Origin of the sequence: Accumulibacter sp., from assembly GCF_036625275.1 — a bacterium.
In the GTDB taxonomy this organism is placed as follows: domain Bacteria; phylum Pseudomonadota; class Gammaproteobacteria; order Burkholderiales; family Rhodocyclaceae; genus Accumulibacter.
Genome location: NZ_JAZKUD010000037.1, coordinates 25,297 through 41,042, shown reverse-complemented (window position 1 = coordinate 41,042; position 15,746 = coordinate 25,297). Strand labels below are relative to the sequence as shown.

At 63.2% G+C, this 15,746-nt stretch carries 11 protein-coding genes; 4 read left to right on the top strand and 7 right to left on the bottom strand.

Annotated elements, in window-relative coordinates; all coding sequences use genetic code 11:
* Positions 1–501 precede the first annotated feature (501 nt).
* A complete protein-coding gene (locus V5B39_RS12760; protein WP_332343271.1) occupies positions 502–1,296 on the top strand; it encodes an IclR family transcriptional regulator in 795 nt (264 codons plus the stop codon).
* Positions 1,297–1,412: 116 nt separating this feature from the next.
* Here V5B39_RS12760 and V5B39_RS12755 read toward each other — a convergent pair whose 3' ends face one another.
* Positions 1,413–2,249 carry a PEP-CTERM sorting domain-containing protein gene (locus V5B39_RS12755; RefSeq protein WP_332343270.1) on the bottom strand — a complete coding sequence of 279 codons (837 nt, stop codon included), beginning with the start codon at positions 2,247–2,249 and terminating at the stop codon, positions 1,413–1,415.
* 288 nt (positions 2,250–2,537) lie between these two features.
* On the opposite strand from V5B39_RS12755, the gene V5B39_RS12750 reads away from it, so the two are divergent.
* A complete protein-coding gene (locus V5B39_RS12750) occupies positions 2,538–3,113 on the top strand; it encodes a Uma2 family endonuclease (RefSeq protein ID WP_332343273.1) in 576 nt (191 codons plus the stop codon).
* A 4-nt stretch (positions 3,114–3,117) separates the two neighbouring features.
* Here the strand turns inward: V5B39_RS12750 and V5B39_RS12745 are convergent, their stop codons facing one another.
* From V5B39_RS12745 to V5B39_RS12730, 4 genes are all read right to left on the bottom strand, one after another.
* Positions 3,118–4,596: a DUF3999 family protein gene (locus V5B39_RS12745; RefSeq protein WP_332343269.1), complete on the bottom strand. Its 1,479-nt coding sequence runs from the start codon at positions 4,594–4,596 to the stop codon at positions 3,118–3,120.
* Positions 4,597–4,601: 5 nt separating this feature from the next.
* Positions 4,602–7,901 carry a DUF2339 domain-containing protein gene (locus V5B39_RS12740; protein ID WP_332343268.1) on the bottom strand — a complete coding sequence of 1,100 codons (3,300 nt, stop codon included), beginning with the start codon at positions 7,899–7,901 and terminating at the stop codon, positions 4,602–4,604.
* A 293-nt stretch (positions 7,902–8,194) separates the two neighbouring features.
* A complete protein-coding gene (locus V5B39_RS12735) occupies positions 8,195–9,541 on the bottom strand; it encodes a methyl-accepting chemotaxis protein (RefSeq protein ID WP_332343267.1) in 1,347 nt (448 codons plus the stop codon).
* Positions 9,542–9,550: 9 nt separating this feature from the next.
* Positions 9,551–9,919 carry a response regulator gene (locus V5B39_RS12730; RefSeq protein ID WP_034951443.1) on the bottom strand — a complete coding sequence of 123 codons (369 nt, stop codon included), beginning with the start codon at positions 9,917–9,919 and terminating at the stop codon, positions 9,551–9,553.
* Positions 9,920–10,202: 283 nt separating this feature from the next.
* Here V5B39_RS12730 and V5B39_RS12725 point away from each other — a divergent pair, with 283 nt between their 5' ends.
* The gene (locus V5B39_RS12725) at positions 10,203–11,012 is read left to right on the top strand and encodes an ABC transporter substrate-binding protein (protein WP_434735693.1); all 810 of its coding nucleotides are present in this window, start codon (positions 10,203–10,205) and stop codon (positions 11,010–11,012) included.
* Entirely contained in the window at positions 11,009–13,732 is a 2,724-nt protein-coding gene (locus tag V5B39_RS12720; RefSeq protein ID WP_332343266.1) for a bifunctional diguanylate cyclase/phosphodiesterase, read from the top strand. The genes V5B39_RS12725 and V5B39_RS12720 overlap by 4 nt, the downstream gene beginning before the upstream one ends.
* A gap of 32 nt (positions 13,733–13,764) precedes the next feature.
* Here V5B39_RS12720 and V5B39_RS12715 read toward each other — a convergent pair whose 3' ends face one another.
* Both V5B39_RS12715 and V5B39_RS12710 read right to left on the bottom strand, forming a co-directional pair.
* Positions 13,765–14,598 (bottom strand): HDOD domain-containing protein, encoded by an 834-nt coding sequence (locus V5B39_RS12715; RefSeq protein WP_332343265.1) that lies wholly within the window; start codon positions 14,596–14,598, stop codon positions 13,765–13,767.
* An 8-nt stretch (positions 14,599–14,606) separates the two neighbouring features.
* A complete protein-coding gene (locus tag V5B39_RS12710; RefSeq protein WP_332343264.1) occupies positions 14,607–15,728 on the bottom strand; it encodes a protein-glutamate methylesterase/protein-glutamine glutaminase in 1,122 nt (373 codons plus the stop codon).
* Positions 15,729–15,746 lie beyond the last annotated feature (18 nt).

The following is a 15,746-nucleotide window of genomic DNA, read 5'->3' as shown; positions in this document are numbered from 1 at the left end:
CGATGACGACCTGCTTGCGCTGGGTACTCCTCGTTGAACGGTCATGAGTTATTGACATTACTTGCCCGGCTGACCGGACAGTAGTGCGCTTCTTTCGAGGCGATCCTCGAGTTCGCCGATACTTGCGCACTCCCGTCGGCAGGGCTCCACTTATCAAAGCAGGTTTTCTGTCCAAACGTTCATGGCGAGCGATGAGTTGCGCCACCCCGCACGATGAAACGACTTTCATCCAAACGGGCGAAATTTTCGGCGCGAGTCAATTACCCATATAGATTACTGTTTATATTACAGTTTTTGTTATTTCACAGTAACAGACGGCCACCTCTCCAGCGTACTGGCGCATCAGGTTCGACAGGTCAAGCGACTTGCCCCCTCCAGCTGGCAGGCAACGTCCATGATGACGTGGTAAGATGCGGCACCGCACAGGCTGCGGCGGGCGAGTGGCGGAGCGCCCGAAGGAATTCCCCGTGAGCGCAGAACGGAAGGTTCGACACCAAGGCGATGGCCGAACAACAGGCAGAGAAAGGTTCCATTCAAGTCATCGAGCGGATGCTGTCACTCCTCGATGTGCTGGCCGACATGCCGGCACCGGTGAGTCTCAAGATCCTGGCCCAGCGTACCGGCCTGCATCCCTCCACTGCGCATCGCATCCTGGCCGTGATGACCGGTGCCGCACTCGTCGAACGGCACCACGACACCGGCACCTACGCGCTGGGTATCCGATTTCTCGAACTGGGCAACATCGTCAAGTCGCGGATCAACATTCGCCAGGTGGCACTGCCCTATATGCAGCAATTGCACGAGCTGATCGGCGAAGCGGTGAATCTCGGCATTCGCCACGAAGACGAAATCATCTACGTCGAGCGAACCTCGAGCGGTAGCTCGCTGGTGCGCGTGGTTTACCTGGTCGGCGGACGCGCGCCGCTACATCTCACCTCGGTCGGCAAACTGTTTCTGGCGGCTGACGGGCTGGCCGATGTGCGGGCCTACGTCAGGCGTACCGGCTTGCCGGGCAAGACTCCGCATTCGTTGACCCGCCTCGATGTACTCGAAAAGGAACTCGACGAGATCCGCCGCCACGAATTGGCCTACGATAACGAAGAAGCCGAAATCGGCCTGCGCTGCATCGCCGCGCCGATCCGTAACGATGAAGGTCGGTTGGTCGCCGGGCTTTCGATATCAGCACCCAGCGATCGCCATAACCCCGACTGGGTGACGCCGATCAAGGCGACCGCCAATGAAATATCGCAGGCTCTGGGCTTTCGTCTGCCATTGCGCGCCTTCACTGAAGTTTAGGCCCTCGCCATCGCCGGCAGATGCCGAAGGCATTCGGGCGGCGCGGAAAAATTTTTTCGAGAAATGCGAAAAACCTGGGGGCAAAGCTCTTTCAATCTCTTATGCCTGACCGAAGATCAATCCTCGGCGGCTTTTTCCGGGTCGCTGCGACGCCGAATCAACCCGAACAAACCCAGCCCCATCAACGCCAGGGTGGTGGGTTCCGGAACATTCCCGGGCGGGTCAACGAAAATGCTGTCGTTGGCACAGTTCTCCGTCCAGTGAATGTCGAAGGCCTGGCCATCCCAGCCGGCGCGGAACAGAAGATCGGTATCGATACTCATCTCGTAGAAATAATGGAGGTCGGTGCTTCGCTGTCCATAACCCGCCACCCCGACTGTCGTGTACTTCAGCTCGGCCTGTCCTATCTGCGTTCCACCGGTCATGTGCGTAGGATGGGCGAGGTCGGCATTGCCCTTCTTGGCGAGATTCCCGGCAGTGTCCCATAGTCCGTAAGCCCACACCGGATCCTGATAGACACCCCCTTCGACGCCAAATTTCTCGAAGGTGTAAACCCCCTTCTTCAGACTTTCGGCATGCAGAATGTTGATGCCGAGATCGAAACTGCCGTCCCTCTTGAAGTCGATCGCGAAATCACCCGCGCCGTAACTGTTCCCCTGGTTCAAGGTCCGCGGGTTGTGGCCGGTCGCCAGCGCGATGTAAAGCTTGTCGCCGGTTTTCTTCGCGTATAGCGCCTCGGCATCATAGGCCTGGCCACCCCAACCGGGAGTCAGGTAGTAGGCGCCGACACCAATCTGATCTTCAATGGTGAACTGGATTCCGTCGGCAGGAATCCATGTTGTCTTGTCCACTCCCCAATCGTCGAGATTGCCGTCGATGATGAATGCAGCGGCCGGCAGGCTGCCTGCCAGGCCCATCACGGCGATGGAGAAAAAAATGAATCCTCTCTTCATGTAATGCTTTCAGCCAGGAATTTGTTTTTCGGGTGATCGAGCCTTCGTCGCTTGCGGGAGCCGCTGCGCGTCTCAATCGGGAGAGGGAGTATCTCGTGAAACCGCAGGCTGCCGTTATGAACTACTGCACAGGGTCCGACACGATTCCGCCCTGTGGCCTCCGCTGGAAATTGACGCCGATTGGTGGGCGCTCATATACTCACCATGGTGCCGTTGGATTTCCTGTCCTTTGATGGCGCACCAATTAGCGGAACGAGGCAGTCACATCGGAGATGCACCGTGGGCAGCATGATCGAATTGATGGCGCAAGCCCGCCACCGCCTCAGCGTGAACGACTTCCACAGGATGGGCGAGGCGGGCATCCTGTCGCCGGAAAGCCGGGTAGAGCTGATCGACGGGGAGATCGTTGATATGGCGCCCATCGGCAGCAAGCACGCCTTTGTCGTCAACCGTCTCGCGCAGTTCTTCGCCGCCGCCGCGGGCGATCAATATCTGGTCAGTGTGCAAAACCCGCTTTGTCTCGATGAGCATTCGGAACCGCAACCGGACATTGTTTTGCTGCGACCGGACAATTACATGGAGCGGTTACCCGGCGCTACCGATGCGCTGTTGGTCGTCGAGGTTGCGCACTCGTCGGTTCACTTCGATCGCGGCGTGAAGCTGCAACTCTATGCCCGGCATGGCATTCCGGAAGTCTGGCTGCTCGACCTGATGGGCGGCGAATTGCTGGTCTGTCGCGAGCCGGTGGAGGACCAGTATCGGGTCGTTCATCAGCCGCGCGCCCGGGATGAAGTGGCGCCGCTGTTGGTGCCAGAGGTGAAGTGGCGATTGGGGGACGGAAAAACGTGGTCCGTTCCCTATTGATCCATCATTGCTCTCCGGCTTTCGACGCGCTGCGGTTCATCTGCCCGACGAGTCGCCACGTCATTCCGCCCAACACCAGCACGCCGAGCAGCAGAACGCCCCACAGGACGTAAGTGCGATTGCGCGCCGAGCGGCTGGCAAGCGCTGCGGCGCTTGCCGCCACCGGGCCGGCATGGCCGCTTTGCAGCTCGCCGACCTGCGCGGATTCCAGCCGATCAAGCTCGTGGACGGTAAAACCGGGGGCGACCTGGCTGAGCGGCTGGCTGGTCGGGCGGGCATCGGGGCGGCCAAAGTACAGGCGATAAGGGGGGGTGCCGCCAGCGAGAAAAATCAGCGTCGCTGGTTGCCAGGTCAGGCCCAGTTCGGGCTGTGCCGTGGCCGCGGTATTCAGCGGACGGATCACCCACTCCTGTTGGTGGCCGGGACGGATCGTCAGCGGACCGGAACGGCGGGTCTCTCCGTCCTGGGTGATCTGGTAGAAGGTGGCGCGGGCGCTCGGCTGAAAGACCCATTCGGTCGCCTTGCCGACCTGCCGGCTGGGCCGTTCGACGTAGGCACCGAACGCCATGGGGTAGACGATGTTGGCCTCGTTCAGCCTGACACTGATCTGTTCGACCGGCATGGCGATGCTGGCCTTGTAGAGCAGATCACCGGCCTGCTGTCCGGGCTCGGGCTTGACCCAGAGGGTTTCGCGAAAAGGTTCGCTGCGTTGCCGGGTGACGACTTCGGCCTGGATGTCGGCAAAGAGGACGGGTTCGCCACGACGCCAGGTCAGGCGCGCGTAGCGGAAAGTTTGCGGACTCAATTCGAGACGGTCATGGGTCAGCCTCTGGGCGTGGTCGTTGCTCAGCCAGCCCAGTTCGGCAGCGCCGATGGCGGACCATTGCTTGAGGTCGTTGCTGGTTTCCAGCCAGATCTGGGCGTTGTAATTGGTCCGATCCTTCGGCGCACCGAAACGCAGCGCCTCGATGTACGCCGGGGCGGTTTCGCTGCCCTTGCCCTGGTCGATTGGGCCGAAATCGAGAATCAGGCTGTCGAGCACGGCGCTGCCATGGCCATTCGCCTGGCCGGCATGCGCCTGTACCGACAGGACGCTGCCGTCAGGACGTGTCCGGATGTCGATATCGATGGCCGGGGAGCCCCCGGCTGCCGTGTGCGTCTTCGAGCGAACGGGAAAAATCCGCGCCGCCAGCCAGGTCCGCTGCGCCAGTGCTTGCTCCGGCGGACGGTGCAGGGCATGGGGCTGAGCCGTGTCGTGGGCATCGAAGACCCGCAGATCATCCAGGCCGGCGGTTCGGGCGTGCAGATAGACCGACTGCGGCAGGCGCAGTGCAAGCACGCCTTGTTTGCCGCTGATCTGCAAGGGCAGGGCATGCGAATAGTCGGCCGGCGCGTCGCTTTCTGGTGACGATGCCGCGCAGCTCGACGCCATGCACAGCAGGAACAGAAGGGCGGGAGCGGTTTTGGCTGGAGATTTCTGCATGGTCGTCATTCGGCAGCGGTCGATTTTGTCGCGGGGAATGGTGCCAGGTAGCCGATGGCCAGCATCAGGACACCCACCCCGAGGAAGGAGATGATACGTTCGACGCCGCCCACGTTGGAGAGGTCGACCATGAACAGTTTGACGACCACCAGGGCCAGCAAGGCGGCACCGGCCATCCATAGCGCGCGCCGCCGCTGCCGGGCGGCAACACGCATCAGCACCAGCGCGCTGGTGCTCCACACCAGAGCCAGCATGGCCTGCACAAACTGCGAATGGAACAGCGGTTCGGCACGATAGGGAATGGCGAGGAAGTGGGCAGCCGTGCGCAGCAGCATCAGGTTGAACCAGGTGTAGGCGGCGACCATGAGCAGTTGCGGAAGGCGGGTGGTCAGCCTGGCCAGCGCACCGCCCTCGGGTTTCCCACACAGCCGCCAGGTGGCAATGGCCAGCAGGGCGGCAAAACCGGTGGTCAGATCGAGCGGATTCAGGATCGGCAGATAAGGCAGCGGTGCCATCACGCCATCCTGCGTCAGATTCCACACCACGACCAGCGCCAGCGAGTACAGCGTGCCGAGCGGCAGCAGCACATCACGGTACCAGCCGGCCACCGGCCGCGTCGGCCAGCGTTCGTCGCGCGCGCGCGTCATCAGCAAGGCGAGGCAGGCCATCGCCACCCACGCCGGCAGGTAGCGCGACCAGCCCACGGCAGCGGACCATCCCGCCCCGGCCAGCAGCGCGGCCTGTTCCGCCGAATCGATACGCAAGCCGATCAGCACCAGGTTCTGTACCAGTGGCCAGAGAATCAGCCAGGGGCCGGCCGTACGCAGGGTATGCAATGCGCGCAACCCCTTGAGATGCTGATCGGGCAGCAGCCAGGATGCTTGTTCACCATCGCGCAGCAACCATTCGCTGGCCAGCCACAGGGCGATCAAGGCCACCCACACCGGCAGTGCCGGGAGATACGGCGTCGAGCCATGGAGCTGCCGGAATACGCACAGCAGGACCAGGAACAAGGCCGGCCAGACGGCGGTGGCCAGCCAGCGCAGGTCGGGCCATTCCTGGCGGCGTGAGATCCAGACAAAAGCCGGCGTTCCGAGTGCCACCAGGATGCCATAAAGCGGATGGACGCGCGGGTAGCCGGTCTCGACCCACCCGTAGTGACTGGCCAGGAGATGCTCAGCCCAGGCATTGAACAGGCCGAGTACGAAAACAAACCAACAGAATGCGCTCCACGCGAGCAGCAGGCGGGCAATCCGACGATGACTGGCAAACGGTTGGCGATGAAAAACCAGACCGGTGAATGCCGCACCAACAGCGATCAGCAGGGCGCCGAGAAAGTCGGTCTCGAACAGCTGGTTGCTCATTGGACGGGCTTCCCAGACTCGGCCCGAATCCATCAGGACCAGGAAAGCGACGCCGACAAGGGCGTGCGGAACCAGTGAGAAAAAGCGCGAAATACCCCAGTCAAGCCGCCTGGCGATGACCAGCAGGAGACCGGCAACGGCCAGCGCGCTCAATACCAGCAGGTTGGTCATCTGCTTTCCGCCGTGCAGCCAGATCTCGTTCCACATGCCGGCAAGAAGCCAGCTCGCGGCAAAGCCGAGGAAGACGGTGGAGAGCCCTGTCAGAATGACCGCTGACGAGATTGCTTTCTCGCCTGCCACTCCTCCTTCCGGGTTTTCGAACTTGCGGGCAGTCTCCTTGCGGAAACTGATCGCCATCAGGAAGGCGGTGATTGCGAGCAGCAGGAAACCGAGCCAGAGATTGGATCGAGCGGCGATTTCGGGCGTCAGCCCGTGCATCGAGGCCATGAAGGAGATCCAGGCGCCAAGCTGCACCAACACCCCGAAAACCCAGGCCAGGGTCTGCTTTTGCCGCAACCCGACCCAGACGATGCCGGCCCCTTCGAGCGCCCACGCGGCCGCTGTCCAGCGGCCATCGAGCGCAAACGGAATGGCCAGCGTGCCGAAGACCATGCCGAGTGCCAGGAAGGATTCGACGAGCAGCTTCAGCGAATCGGCCCGCCGTCGCCAGAGCACGAACGTCAGGCCGATGTAGAACAGCCCGAGCGCCAGCGCCGAGAAAGCCATCCCGAAAGCCGTTTCATGCACCAGACCGTATTGCAGGCCGAAGGCCAGCAGCGGCGTGCCGAAAACCAGCGTCCCGTCGACATAGTGCCTGAGCTGCGGTGCCTGCCGGCTGGCGTAGAGAGTGGCAATGGCGACGTAGAAGACGAAGAACAGGACAAGAAAAACCTGCACCGACAGGTAGTTCTCCGGCTGGTAGCGCAGCACACCCCAGGTGGTGCCGATCAGGAAGGTGAACACGAAACCGAGCAGGTTGAGCAGGCGCCACGAGCGCTTGAGCGCAATCGCCAGGATGCCGGCGTTGAGCAGGGCGTAGTAGGAGAACAGGGCGACGTGGCTGCCGTGCCCGGTCGAGGTCAGGATCGGCGCGGCGAAACCACCGACGATGCCGAATACCGCCAGCCAGAGGGCGTCCTGCAGAACCGCCAGAAGACAGGTGAAAAAGGTCAGCATGAACAGCAAACCGAACGCCAGACCCCCCGGAATCAGGTCATAAAGCCGGAAGGCGGCAAAGGTCACGAGCATCAGGATGCCCATCGCTCCGCCCTGTACCGGCAGGCTGATCGACGGCCGCGAGTGGCGGATGCGCCAGCCCCAGAGCAAGAGGCCGATGTCAGCCAGTACGATGCCGGTCAGACGCCATTCGATCGGTACCGACACGCGCGCCGCGGCATATTTGAGCAGGAAGCTGACGCCAAAGAAGAGGATCAGCAGACCGATCTTGGCCACCAGATTGCCGCCGAACAACCATTCCCTGGCCTTGGCCAGCCAGCGCGGCGGTTCCGGCAAGTCGCGCGCTTCGACCTGGCGCTGGTCGGTGGGCCCCGATCCGGTGGGCGTGGCCTGCGCCAGCGGCTCAGACTCAACGTCCGGCTCCCTGGCCCGTTCCGGAAGGGGAGCGGAAGCAGGGCCATATTCCATCTGGACAGCCGCAACAGAAGGCTCCTGGGGAGTCGATGCGATCTTTGCTGCGCTTACGGGTTCATGCGGTGCCATTCCGGCCGCGACCAGCGGCGTTTCGGAAACCTCGGGCGTCGTGGCCTCCGCCGGTGAAATCCTGGCCTCCGCATGTTCGTAGAGCCACTGTAACTGTGCCTGGAGTTCCTCGACCCGACGCTCCAGCGTGGCCAATCGGCTGCGCGCACCCAGGAGCAGAAACAGCATGACGATCGGGCCGACCACGAAGAAGAGCGCGGCCATGACGAGCAGAGATTCCACGGACAGTTTCCGGTAAAAACCTGCCCCGGATTATCACATAAGAATCCCTACCGAAAACGCTGACGAAATGGGGGAAGGTGGCTTCAGAGGGTGCGAATGAAAGCGTTGGTCGAAGTGTCTTGTTCGATCGAGAGGCGTTGACATCGGTGATCGCCCCTCCCCCTCGCGGAGGCGAAGGCGGGGTTTCGCGGAGCGCTGCTCCGCGCCGCCGCAGCCGACCCGCGAGGGGGAGAGGAGTATCGCGCCACCTCCCAACACTTTCATTCACACCCCGAAACGGGGAGGGTGGCTGCTCAGAAAAGTTCGACGTTCGACGATTTGCTGGCCGGCGCCGGCGCAGCGCGGGCAGTGCGCGTCTTACGGGTGGCGGCGGGCGGGCGCGGGCTATGCGCGGGGCCGATCGCCTGGCGGTGGACGTCGCGCTGCTGGTCCATGACATAGTTCGAGAACTGCTGCTCCATCTGCCGGGCGAGCGGTTCGATGCGCGTTTCGTGGTTGCCCTGGGCGCTGCTTTCAATGGCTCCGGCGAGCGCTTCGGCGTGCGTGTCGAGGCGTTCGAGGCCGTGGACCACCTGTTCGATCTGCTGGCGCGTCACGTCCTGGAACTGCACGCTGGCCAGGGCTTCCATGAACATCGTGGCGAGCTTGCCGCTGCTCGCGGTGATGGTGTCGAGAAGCTGCCGTTCGCGCGCTGTCAGGCGCTCGTAGCTGGCCCCGAGGGCGGCGAGCTGCTGCGCGAAACGTTCGAGACTGTCGCGTTCCTCGGTGAGGTGCGAGTGGGCGAGCTTGTCCTTGAACTGGCGCTCGATGATCCGAGTGACGGCGATGATGCCGTCGTTGATCTTCTTGACCGCGGCTTCGGTTTCGTGCGAGAGCTTCCTCACCTCGTCGGCGACGACCGCGAAACCACGTCCGGCCTCGCCGGCGCGGGCGGCCTCGATGGCCGCGTTGAGCGCCAGCAGGTTGGTCTGGCCGGCAATGTGCCGGATCAGGTCGACCAGGGTCTGCAGCGAGCGGGCTTCCTGGATCGCTTCGGCACCGTGCCGCTCGTCGGCGGCGGTCTCTTCGACGCGTTGGGCGATGAAGGCTTCGAGCTTGTCGATCAGTTGGCGATTGCCGGCGATCTGCGCTTCGGATTCGTTCGCCATGGCCTGCGATTCGGCGGCGGCGCCGGCGACGAACTGGTTCAGGTCGGTGACCACCTCGTCGATCGTCTGCAGCCGGGAGGTGACATCGTAGGCGGCCTGTTCGGTCTGCTCGACGACGCTCTGCAACTGCCCGACGAGGACCCGGTTGAAGCGCGGGATCTCCCGCAGCTCGGGCAGGGCGACGCGCTGGCAGACCTGCTGCGCCGGGCAGCGCGGGCGTTCGTCCCGGAGCGTTTCGTCGAGGCCCTGGTGGGCGTCGTGGTACAGGAGCCGCGAGATCGCCTGCTGAAGGCCGAGAAACAGCAGCAGGCCGAGCAGGATCATCAGGGTGTCACGGCTGCGGTCGCCCAGACCGAAGGTCTGGTTCAGGAGATCGACGTAGCCCGCGTGCAGGAGCCAGGCCACGATCAGCAGCACGACGGTCGCGGCCAGTCCGGTCAGCAGCGAACGCCGGCGGTACTGGTCATGGGATGGGCCGGGGGGAGGGGTCATCGTCTCGGCCTAGCGGATGACCAGCTTGATGGTGTTGAGCAGGTCGTCGGCGGTCGCCGGTTTGACGATCCAGCCCGAAGCGCCGGCGGCCTTGGCTTCTGCCTTGCGGCTTTGCTGCGATTCGGTGGTCAGGAAGAGAATCGGCAGGAACTTGTAGGCGGGCAGCGTGCGCACCTGCTTGATCAGCTCGATGCCGTTCATGCCGGGCATGTTCAGGTCGGTGATCAGGAGGTCGACCTTGACCCCGGCCTTGAACTTCTTCAAGGCTTCGTCGGCATTCGACGCTTTCTCGACGGCAAAGCCGGCCTTGCCGAGGATGCTCGAGACGCTGAGCAGGATGGTTGCCGAATCATCGACCAGAAAAATGGTTTTTGCCATGGGGAAGCTTTCTCCTGTGTGGAATGGACGCGCCATGGGCAGGCACTGCCGGGGCGACAAAGAGCTTGGTCAATGGTCTGTCGCGTGGCCAGAATCGGTATCCCCTGACACGCTCATTCACACCCGTGCTCATGCCGGGAATTGTACTGACAATTCCCGGATTGAGCACAATTTGCCAGCCAGCGGCGGGGTTTTATGGTTCAATACCCGATGGTAATGGCCATTTCAGATGGCAGAAGATGGCTGGCAGTCAATACCTCAAGAGTCATTTCAGGAGATTGCGATGCGCATTCTTGTTTTCTTCTGGCGTTTTGTCATGCTGGTCGGCGGTCTGACCGTGTCGCTTCAGGGAAGCACGGCAGATCTCGCCACGAGCCGGCTCGATCGCGTCCGGGAAGCCAGGGTGCTGCGTGTCTGCATCTGGCCCGATTACTACAGCATCACCTATCGCAACCCGAAGACGCAGTTGCTGTCCGGGATCGATATCGATCTGGCCGGCGAACTCGGCAAGGACCTCGGCGTGGCGGTGCAGTTTGTCGATAGCTCCTTTGCCCGGCTGATCGAAGATGTCACTCGGGACCGCTGCGATCTGGCCATGTTTGCAGTCGGCATCACGCCCGCGCGCGCGGAAAAGCTGCGCTTTACGCGCCCCTATCTGGCCAGCGACATCTACGCGATCACCACCAAAACCAATCGCCGGATCAAGGACTGGGATCAGATCGACCGCCCCGGATCGGTGGTGGCCGTGGCCAGGGGAACACTGCACGAGTCGATCATGAAGGACAAACTCAAGGCAGCGCAACTGCTGGTGCTCGACACGCCATTTGCACGCGAGCAGGAAGTCCAGTCGGGTCGCGCCGACGTTTTTCTGACCGATTACCCCTATAGCCAGCGTTTTCTGGCGAGCACTGACTGGGCGCGCCTGGTCTCGCCCCCCAGTGCCTACCACATCACCCCCTACGCCTATGCCATGCAGCCCGGTGACGAGGCCTGGGCGGCACGCATCGAGCGTTTCGTCAGCGACATCAAGCATGATGGGCGTCTGCTGGCAGCCGCCCGGCGGCACCAACTCGAGACCATCGTCTCCCCATGACGCGACTCGCCTGGCGACAGTTACGCACGACGTTTCTGCTTCTTCTGGGTGTATTCGTGGGCGGCATGGTGGCCATCAGCGCCTACACCCTGTGGCGACTGCGTGGCGAAGCGGTGGCCAGCGGTCTGGGTATCGCAGCGATGCATTCGCGGGGTTTCGAGGACTTCCTGACGCAAAGCCTGCACCTCACCGAACTCGTCGCGCTCAACTCCCTGGCGCAGTCGTCGCTTACACGCGATGCGCGCGATCCGCGCGGAATCGAGCGGATTTTCGTGGCGGCCCTGCAGCATGCACCGTTCCTGCGCTCGATGTCCCTGCTGGATGACACGGGTCGGATCGTTGCCAGTTCCAATCCAGCCAACCTCGGCGTCAAGGTGGCGACGCAAACCTATCTGCCGGAAGACGCTGGCCGGCTGCAGATCCTGCGCATCGGCGAACCCTGGGCCGGGCGTGACTTTGCCAGTGGCCAGCCATCGACGGCAGGAACGCCGATCAATGCCGACTCGCTCAGTTTCATTCCGGTGACCCGCAGCATCGGGCTTGGCAAAGGCCGCGTGACCCTGCTCTTTGCGCTCAATCCGGACTATTTCATCAACCATGTTGGGCAGAAGCTCGCTGCCGAGGAAGGATCGGTCAGCGTGCTGCGCTACGACGGCACGCTGCTGATGGATAGTGATCCCGGCGGGCGACCCGGATCGTTGCAGGAGCCCTTCGTTCGCAACCTGCGCCTGGACGAGGCCGAGTTCGGCCAGTTCGAGCACGACAGCGGCGAGGATCGCCCGCAGTTGATCGCCTTTCGAGCGTCGCGCCTGTATCCTTTTCTCGTCGTCACGGCGCTCGATCGTCGGCAAGCCCTGCGGCAATGGCGAACCGAGACCAGGACCGTGCTGGGCGTCATGGTTCCCGCCCTGCTGGCGATCACCCTGCTGGCGATCGGCCTCTACCGCCGGCAGATGCAGTTGGCCGAGCAACGCGCAGAATCCGGGCGTCTGCAGCAGATCAACGCCGCCAGCGTGTTCACCAATGCCCGCGAAGGAATCATCATCACCGCTCCCGACGGCACGATCATCGACGTCAATCAGGCCTTTTCCCGGATGAGTGGTTTCAGTCGCGAGGAAGCCCTGGGGCAGAACCCGCGCTTTCTCCTCTCGGGTCTTCAGGACAAGGAGTTTTACACTGCCATGTGGAGCGACCTGACCGGTCAGGGCCACTGGAGCGGTGAAATCTGGAATCGCGGCAAGAGTGGCGAGATGTTTGCGGCGATGCTCACGATCAGCGCGGTGCGCGATGATCAGGGCAGAACCCGGCAGTACGTGGCCTTGTTCTCCGACATCACCCTGCTCAAGGCGAACGAAGAAAAGCTCAAGCAGACGGCTCACTACGACGCGCTGACCGGTTTGCCCAATCGCGTGCTGCTGGCCGACCGCCTGCAGCAGGGCATGATGCAGATCCAGCGGCGCGGGCAGCGCCTGACCGTCGCCTTTCTCGACCTCGATGGCTTCAAGGCGGTCAACGACCAGCACGGTCATGAGGCCGGCGACCAACTGCTGATGACGGTCGCGGGTCGGATGAAGCAGGTCTTGCGCGAAGGCGATACGCTGGCGCGTCTGGGGGGCGACGAGTTTGTCGCGGTCTTGCTCGATCTTCCCGACATCACTTCCTGTGCGCCGATCCTGAACCGCCTGATTGCAGCCAGCGCCCAGCCGGTGCCGTACGGCGAGCGGCTATTGCAGGTGTCGACCAGCATCGGCGTGACCTTCTACCCGCAGGCCGAGGAGGTCGATGCCGATCAACTGCTGCGCCAGGCCGACCAAGCCATGTACCAGGCCAAGCTCGCCGGCAAGAACCGCTACTGTGTCTTCGATGCCGATCAGGATCGCAGTGTCCGCAGCCACAACGAACGGCTGGAGGACCTCCGCCGTGCCCTGTTGGCCGATGAATTGGTTCTCCACTATCAGCCCAGGGTGAACCTGCGCAGCGGCGCGGTGATCGGGGTCGAGGCCCTGATTCGCTGGCAGCATCCGGAAAAGGGTCTGCTGTTGCCGGCCACTTTCCTGCCACTGATCGAGAATCATCCGCTGGCGGTCGATCTCGGGGAATGGGTGATCGCACGTGCGCTGGCGCAGATCGCGGAATGGCGGGCTGCCGGACTGGAGATGGCGGTCAGCGTCAATATTGGCGCGCGGCAGTTGCAACAAGCCGGCTTCGTCGAACGCCTGGCCGGGCTCCTGGCCGGGCAGCCGGAGGTCGAACCAGGCCGGCTGGATCTCGAATTGCGGGAGACCCGTGCGCTGACCGACCTGGCCAGCGTCTGTGCGATCATCAGCGCGTGCCGGAAAATCGGCGTGTCGTTTGCCCTCGACGATTTTGCCTGCGGCCATTCCTCGCTGACCTACCTGAAGAACCTGCCGGTTTCCCGGATCAACATCGACCGCAGTTTCGTCTGCGACCTGTTCGAAGGGGGGGAGAACCGGGCCATCCTCGAAGGGGTGATCGGGCTTGCCACGGCCTTTCACCGCCAGATCGTTGCCGAAGGCGTGGAGAATGTCGAGCAGGGCCGGACGCTGCTCCAGCTCGGCTGCGAAAATGTCCAGGGTGACGGCATTGCCCGGCCGATGCCGGCCGCCGACCTGGTGGCCTGGGTGGCTGCCTGGCAGCGCGATGCGGCCGCTGCCGAGCCGGCTTCGCGACGCTGTCTGGTGACGGCGGACCCGTCGTAGCCGGGCTGGGTGTTCTCCCTCGCCTGGCGCGCTCAGAGACGCAGCGCCGCCGTCAGCGAGCGCACGTCCTCTGCCGATTCATGCATGATTTCGAGCAGCGTGTCCTCGCCGATCAGCAGGTCGATCGAGGCGGCCGTGCCTTCCCTGGGAACGCCGTCGAGGTCGCGTAACGGGCTTTCGACCGGAGCCAGTTCGTCGGCCAGCAGCAAGGTGTCGCCAAGCGTCGTCGGTGGCATCGCCAGAAAACCCCGCCAGCACACGTCGATGGCCTCGACCACCGTTTGCGGGACCTCCAGAACCTGAAGCAAGGCACGACCAACCTCGGCTTCGCCGGTTTCGCTCCACGCCGAGAAATCCTCATCGAGCAGGCCGGGATATTCGGCGGCGCGTGAAATCAGGTAAAAACCGCTGATTTCATGGACGATGCCGGCGAACATCGCGGTCTCCGGGTCGAGATGAGTGACCTTGCGGGCGATCACCTGCGCCAGTGCCGCGACATGCGCGGTGTGCTCCCAGAGTCGCGCCGCCATGGCCCGATCCTGTACCGACAAGGGGGAGGCCAGTGCGCGCGTGACGACTGCCGCTGCGAGCGAGCGCAGATAGCGGAAACCCAGCCGCAAAACGGCCGTCCGCACGTCGGTGATCGGGCGGCCCGAGGGATTGAAGGCGGTCGAGTTGGCCAGCGCCACGACCTTGGCCGACAGCAGGGGTTCAGCCTTGATCAGGCGCGTAGCCTGGTCGATGTGGCAATCCGGATCGCTGAGCGCATGCTGCAGTTTGAGCGCGACCAGCGCGTTGGTCGAGAAGTTCACTTCGCCATGTTCCAGTTCTGCGGCGATCTTCTTCAGGATGTCGTATCGTTGCATGGCCGTATTCAAACCTCGCGGGGGTTGAAGGTTTCGATCAGCGCCGCAGGGATCTGCTGGAGTGGCAGTACCCGGTCGGCGGCGCCGAGCTTGATGGCCTCCCTGGGCATGCCGAAAACCACGCAGGAGGCTTCATCCTGGGCGATCGTTGCGGCGCCGGCATCGTTCATCTCCTTGAGGCCGCGGGCGCCGTCATCGCCCATGCCGGTCATGATCACGCCGACCGCGTTGCCGCCGGCAAAGCGGGCCACCGAGCGAAACAGCACATCGACCGAGGGTTTATGGCGATTGACCAGGGGGCCGTCGAGCACCTCGATGTAATACTGCGCGCCGCTGCGCTTCAACAGCATGTGCCTGCCGCCAGGCGCGATCAGTGCGCGCCCCGGCAGCACGCGGTCGTTGTTCCGGCCCTCGCGGACCTCGATCGTACACAGCGAATTGAGGCGTTCGGCGAACATTGCCGTGAACTGCTCGGGCATGTGCTGGACGATGACGATGCCCGCGATCGTCGGCGGCAGGCGGGTCAGCACCGCTTCGAGTGCCTGCGTTCCACCGGTCGAGGTGCCGATGGCGATCACCTTGTCGGTCGTCCGTTGCACCGTCGCGGGACCGGCGGGGAGAATGGCGTCGGCGCTGTTGCGCGTCATTCTCTCCAGTGCTGGCAGCCGCGTGCTCGCCGCCGGCTGGGCGGTGGCGAGCGGCGATCCGGCGGGCAATCCGACCCGGGTCCGGGCGGCCGCGCGGATGGCGGCGATGATGTCATTGGCCGCGTCTTCGAGGAAACCCTTGAGCCCGAATTTCGGCCGGTTGATGATGCTCACGGCACCAGCCGCAAGCGCCTGCAGGAGCGTCTCGCTGCCGGTCGTGGCAGGCGATGAACAGATGATCACCGGCGTCGGTCGTTCGGCCATCAGCTTGCGCAGGAAAGAGAGGCCGTTCATACGCGTCATTTCGATATCGAGAATGACCACATCCGGCCAGCTCCTGCGCAGCTTGTCCATCGCGAAGAGCGGATCGGCCGCCGTACCCATGACCTCGATGCCGGTCTCCCGGACCAGTGCCTGCGCGATGACCTGGCGAACCAGCGGCGAGTCATCGACGATCATGACCTGGATTTTCTTGTCGCTCATCAATGCTTCCGATGCTGA

Coding starts and splice junctions, on each gene's coding strand:
- V5B39_RS12735 (WP_332343267.1), bottom strand. CDS start 9,541: ATGACCCCTCCCCCCGGCCCATCCCATGACCAGTACCGCCGGCGTTCG.
- V5B39_RS12715 (WP_332343265.1), bottom strand. CDS start 14,598: ATGCAACGATACGACATCCTGAAGAAGATCGCCGCAGAACTGGAACAT.
- V5B39_RS12760 (WP_332343271.1), top strand. CDS start 502: ATGGCCGAACAACAGGCAGAGAAAGGTTCCATTCAAGTCATCGAGCGG.
- V5B39_RS12720 (WP_332343266.1), top strand. CDS start 11,009: ATGACGCGACTCGCCTGGCGACAGTTACGCACGACGTTTCTGCTTCTT.
- V5B39_RS12725 (WP_434735693.1), top strand. CDS start 10,203: ATGCGCATTCTTGTTTTCTTCTGGCGTTTTGTCATGCTGGTCGGCGGT.
- V5B39_RS12750 (WP_332343273.1), top strand. CDS start 2,538: ATGATCGAATTGATGGCGCAAGCCCGCCACCGCCTCAGCGTGAACGAC.
- V5B39_RS12755 (WP_332343270.1), bottom strand. CDS start 2,249: ATGAAGAGAGGATTCATTTTTTTCTCCATCGCCGTGATGGGCCTGGCA.
- V5B39_RS12710 (WP_332343264.1), bottom strand. CDS start 15,728: ATGAGCGACAAGAAAATCCAGGTCATGATCGTCGATGACTCGCCGCTG.
- V5B39_RS12730 (WP_034951443.1), bottom strand. CDS start 9,919: ATGGCAAAAACCATTTTTCTGGTCGATGATTCGGCAACCATCCTGCTC.
- V5B39_RS12745 (WP_332343269.1), bottom strand. CDS start 4,596: ATGCAGAAATCTCCAGCCAAAACCGCTCCCGCCCTTCTGTTCCTGCTG.